Below are 4,813 nucleotides of genomic sequence, written 5' to 3'. Positions count from 1 at the left end.
CAACACAACAATTCCGATCAGTTTTCCTGTAAGCAAACTATAATTGGCACTTTTAGAAGCCCAACGAACACGTTGCGATACAAATTCTTGAAATGAATTGACCGCAAAAGTTGTCACCAAAGCACTTTTTGATTTAAGATAGATTACTTTTTTTGGCCATTTTTGAATGAATTTTTCTAATAAAAAAACATCATCACCACTGGCAATACGATCATTTCCTGAAAAACCTTGCACGCCTAAAAACGCTTCTTTTTGATAGGCTAAATTGGCGCCGTTGCACATAAAAGGAATTCGCAAACCAAAACTTCCAATCGTTGTTCCTTGCAAACTCAAAAAATCGAGCAGTTGAAATGTATTGAAAAATGAAGTTTCCTTTCTATACGTAACTGGCGCAGCAATCATTTTTGGTTGTTGTTGTATAATTTCTTGATTCAAAAGTGTGAGCCAATCTTTTGGAAGAATGCAATCGGCATCTGTAGTAACAATCCAATTGCTTTCAATTTGTGAAATAGCTGTTGAAATGGCGTCTTTTTTTGGCGAATTGGAAACACGTTCATTCTGTAAAATATGTATATTTTCTGTTGGATGTTTTCGGCGGAAATTTTCTATAATTTGAATAGAATCATCTTCAGAAGCATCATTGACAAACCAAAACGAAACGTTCGATTTCGGATAGTGTAATGCAGCAATTGACGTTAATAAACTAGGAAGATTTACTGCTTCATCCCGAAAAGGGATAATCACTGAAAATTTTGTAGAAGCTTCTATGTTTTGCGGTTTGATAGTTGGCAATTTCCAAAAACCATGCACCAAACTCAAAATCAACAAAGCGTAGCTTGCACAAATACAACAAAGCAGAATTAGGATCATGATGCAACAGGTTTTTCTTTGGTTCGTATAGGTGTAAAATTTAACACAAAATAACTTCCCACTATGCTTGGCAACACAAAATTGAGAATCCACATCAATGAAACAACCGATAAAATAGGCAATTCCGAAAGGTTGAGGTAACCAAACAACCAAACGGCAACGCTTCCTTTTACCACAACATCAAAAATGAACAACATCGGAATCAGAGAAGTAATCAAATACATAGATGTTATGGCGCTCATGGCAATTGTGTAGGAAGTATTCAATCCGAAAAACAACAATAATACATAAAATTGATGTGAAAAAATAGCATAACGCAACACGGAAAGAAACAGATTTTTCCAATGAATTTTAGTAGAAACATTCCGCATAAAACCACGAACACGTTTCCATGAAAAACCTTTCATCTGAAATCGTTTTTGTTTAACTCCAGCAATAAAAAATCCTCCTAATACCAATACAAAAGCGCTAATACGTGCAATTCTATACCAGGGCAATTCAATTCCAAATTCAATCACAAAAATGGTGAATCCGATCCATCCAAAAACAATGGTAGCAATCAATTGTGCTATGTTTCCGAGAAAATTCAAACCGACTACACGTTTTCGTTCAGATTTCAAGAAATACAAAGCCTTTGCGCCATATTCACCAACACGATTTGGTGTAAATAACGAAGCTGTAAGTCCGCCCAAACTATGCGCAGTACTTTCCCAAAGTGAAATCGATTTTATAGCACTTACAAGTGTTTTCCATTTTATAATTTCCAAAAACCAATTCAAAAAACTAGCTATTAAAAGGCCAAAAATGACCAACGGTTCTAAAAGTTGAGAAGTTTCAAGCTGATTCCAAAACGCATCAAAATCCAATTGTGTATTGTGCGCTAATTTGTCATAAATAAAATAGGCAGCACCAATTAGTATCGCTACTTTTATTGCGAACGTAAAGAATTGTTTAGTTTTGTGAGATGCCGAAATCTGCATGCTACAAAGTAACGCATTTCGGAATACAAATCAGCATGGAACTTATTTTCATGCCAATGACAGCCTTTGAAAGAGATGAAGCAACCGAAAAAGCCGATACAAACCGAAAAAATTATATTAGGAATTGATCCAGGAACAACCATTATGGGTTTCGGATTGATAAAAGTCGTAGGCAAAAAAATGCACTTTTTGCAACTAAACGAATTGCAGCTTCAAAAATACAAAGACCATTACTTAAAATTAAAACTCATCTTTGAACGTACTGTTGAATTAATTGACACGTACAACCCGGACGAAATTGCAATTGAAGCACCATTTTTTGGTAAAAACGTACAATCGATGTTAAAATTGGGACGCGCGCAAGGTGTGGCAATGGCAGCAGGTTTATCGCGTGAAATTCCCATCACAGAATACGCTCCCAAAAAAATAAAAATGGCAATTACAGGAAATGGAAATGCGAGTAAAGAGCAAGTAGCTAGAATGTTACAAAGTTTATTGAATTTAAAAACACTTCCCAAAAACCTAGATTCTACCGATGGTTTGGCAGCAGCAGTTTGTCATTTTTACAATTCGGGTAGAGTAGAAGTAGGTAAAAATTATTCAGGTTGGGCAAGTTTTGTAAAACAAAATGAAAAACGCGTTAAAAAGTAAAATGACACATTTTTTTAAAACACTTTTAGTTGGTTTTGTATCACTATTGCTATTTTCCTGCGGGAATTTACTCAGTGATGAAGAAGTCCTGGAACGTTACCAAAAAGCCGCAGATGCTAAAAATTGGAAAGCTGCCAAAGAGTTGTTGGATGAATATTTGAAACGAAAGCCAGACGAAATTCCAACCTATTTTACAAGAGCCGTAATTGCTACAAATATTGCACCGTTAGATCTTGAAAGTATTCTGGCAGATTTGAATACATATCTTGACAAAAAACCTGAAGATTCAGCGGCAATGATGTTTCGATTTCAAACCTATTTGCACATGGGCGAATTTGAAAAAGCATTGGTAGATATTGAAACCATTATTCAGAGAAATGGAAAACTCCCGTTTTTACTATCTTGGAAAGCAAACTGTGCTTTTATGGCGCAAAAATTTGATCTTGCAGCAAAAGTCTATGAGCAACGTACCAGAATGCCAGGTTCTTACGAAGACGTTCGGAACAATTATTACTATATGATTTTTTCAAAACACTTAGGAAGCAACAAAGAAGGTGCGATATGGGACACTGCTTTTTTGGATAATCGTGGGTTTGAGCAAGATTCTATTTTGATGAAAAACCTACTAGAAAATAATATTAAGTTTGAAGATCTTGCCAATTTCAAATTACCAAGATTTACGATGGAAGAATTGGAAAAAGCCATAAAAAATGATTGCCATGAATTTAATTTATTTCCAAATAATGACTATCGTCGTGCGGAAATTATGAACGATATTGCGAAAGAGCCACGAATTGAAGATTTGGAAGCATTATTGCCACAACGAGAAAAAGTGTTTTCATTAAATCTTTCCTATAATGGCTACAAAGAACTTCCAAAAATACTGTTGAAGTTTAAAAATTTGCAAATCGTAAACCTGTCATCCAATCGATTTACAGATATTGAAAAAACGATTGAAGATTTAAGTCAACTTCCAAATTTGAGAGTGCTGTTACTAAACAATTGCGGAATTACACAATTGCCAAAAAATATTCAACTTTTAGATCAATTACTCATTTTAAGTATGCGCAGAAACAGTTTTGAAAAACTTCCAGAATCCATCGGAGCATTGCGCAACTTAAAACTGCTAGATGTTAGTAATAACAGAAAACTGACCGCACTTCCAAAAAGTATTCAAAATTTACAATGTTTGCAAGTGTTGGACATTTCGCAAATAAAATTAACGCACTTACCTGCTGAGGTTGCACGTTGTTCGCAACTTGTCATTTTGGAAGCAAATCGCAGTCATATAGAAACTTTACCAGAAAACTTTGGAGATTTAATCAATCTTCGGAATTTAAGTATGTACATTAATGAACTTGAAAAATTGCCACAATCTTTCGGTAGTTTGGAAGGATTACAGCAGTTGACATTGAGTTCAAACCGATTGGAAGGTTTGCCAAAATCGTTCAAAAATTTAGACAGTTTAGGTCGTGTTGCTTTGGATGGAAACCGTTTTAAAACCTTTCCGAAAGCGCTAGAATCGCTGAAAAGTGTGTACAGTATTATTGTGTACGACACGCCCATAAAAAGCATTCCGTACAGCATTGCTGAGAAACCAACTTTAGAACGCATAATTGTAAATCCGAGATACATTTCACAGAAAAATATAGATTCGCTCAAAGCGATCAATCCAAAATTATACGTAATTCCGCAAAAGTAGTTTTACTTTGCAGAACTATTCATGAACTGAAATCAACTTAGAAACTATCGCCGGAATTTATATACATATCCCGTTTTGTAAACAAGCATGTCACTATTGCGATTTTCATTTTTCCACGTCTTTGGCGAAAAAAGATGTTATGATAAATGCTTTGCAGAAAGAATTGCAATTGCGTCAAGCGGAATTGGCACACACAACCATTGAAACTATTTATTTTGGTGGCGGAACGCCGAGTGTACTTTCGTTGGAAGAAATCAGTCAAATATTGGAAACGGTTCATGCGAATTATACCGTTTCCGAAACTCCAGAAATTACCTTAGAAGCAAATCCGGATGATTTAACGGAAGCTAAAATTTTAGAATTATCTAAGTCGCAAATAAATCGATTAAGTATCGGAATTCAATCGTTTTATGATGAACATTTATCAATGATGAATCGTGCACACAACAGTGTAGAAGCTAAAAAAAGCTTGGAATTTGCGACACAGTATTTTGATAACATTACAATCGATCTCATTTACGGAATTCCAAATATGACCATGGAACAATGGAAAACCAATTTGGAAACGGTTTTTAACTTCGGAATCAATCATATATCAAGTTATGCCCTT

5 protein-coding genes are annotated in these 4,813 nt (G+C 35.0%); 3 read left to right on the top strand and 2 right to left on the bottom strand.

What is annotated here, in order from left to right:
• Together AB8B65_RS20025 and AB8B65_RS20020 are read right to left on the bottom strand one after the other, a co-directional pair.
• The coding region (locus AB8B65_RS20025) for a glycosyltransferase (protein WP_405303057.1) at positions 1-870 on the bottom strand (870 nt) is incomplete at its 3' end.
• Positions 867-1,850, bottom strand: coding sequence for a hypothetical protein (locus tag AB8B65_RS20020; RefSeq protein ID WP_405303056.1), 984 nt, complete (start codon positions 1,848-1,850; stop codon positions 867-869). The genes AB8B65_RS20025 and AB8B65_RS20020, both read right to left, overlap by 4 nt.
• A 96-nt stretch (positions 1,851-1,946) precedes the next feature.
• Here AB8B65_RS20020 and ruvC point away from each other — a divergent pair, with 96 nt between their 5' ends.
• The 3 genes from ruvC to AB8B65_RS20005 form a co-directional block, all read left to right on the top strand.
• A complete protein-coding gene (gene ruvC / locus AB8B65_RS20015; protein WP_405303059.1) occupies positions 1,947-2,501 on the top strand; it encodes a crossover junction endodeoxyribonuclease RuvC in 555 nt (184 codons plus the stop codon).
• The gene (locus tag AB8B65_RS20010; protein WP_405303055.1) at positions 2,479-4,203 is read left to right on the top strand and encodes a hypothetical protein; all 1,725 of its coding nucleotides are present in this window, start codon (positions 2,479-2,481) and stop codon (positions 4,201-4,203) included. Before ruvC ends, AB8B65_RS20010 begins: the two co-directional genes overlap by 23 nt.
• A 46-nt stretch (positions 4,204-4,249) precedes the next feature.
• On the top strand, positions 4,250-4,813 hold a 564-nt coding region (locus AB8B65_RS20005; protein ID WP_405303058.1), incomplete at its 3' end, for a coproporphyrinogen-III oxidase family protein.

It is taken from the genome of Kordia sp. (assembly GCF_045105435.1).
Lineage (GTDB): Bacteria > Bacteroidota > Bacteroidia > Flavobacteriales > Flavobacteriaceae > Kordia.
Note: the sequence above shows the minus strand (reverse complement) of the source record. Positions and strands in the feature narration are given on the sequence as shown.

Excerpts from the sequence above, each read along its gene's own strand:
- AB8B65_RS20020 (WP_405303056.1), bottom strand. The coding sequence starts at position 1,850 with ATGCAGATTTCGGCATCTCACAAAACTAAACAATTCTTTACGTTCGCA.
- AB8B65_RS20010 (WP_405303055.1), top strand. The coding sequence starts at position 2,479 with ATGAAAAACGCGTTAAAAAGTAAAATGACACATTTTTTTAAAACACTT.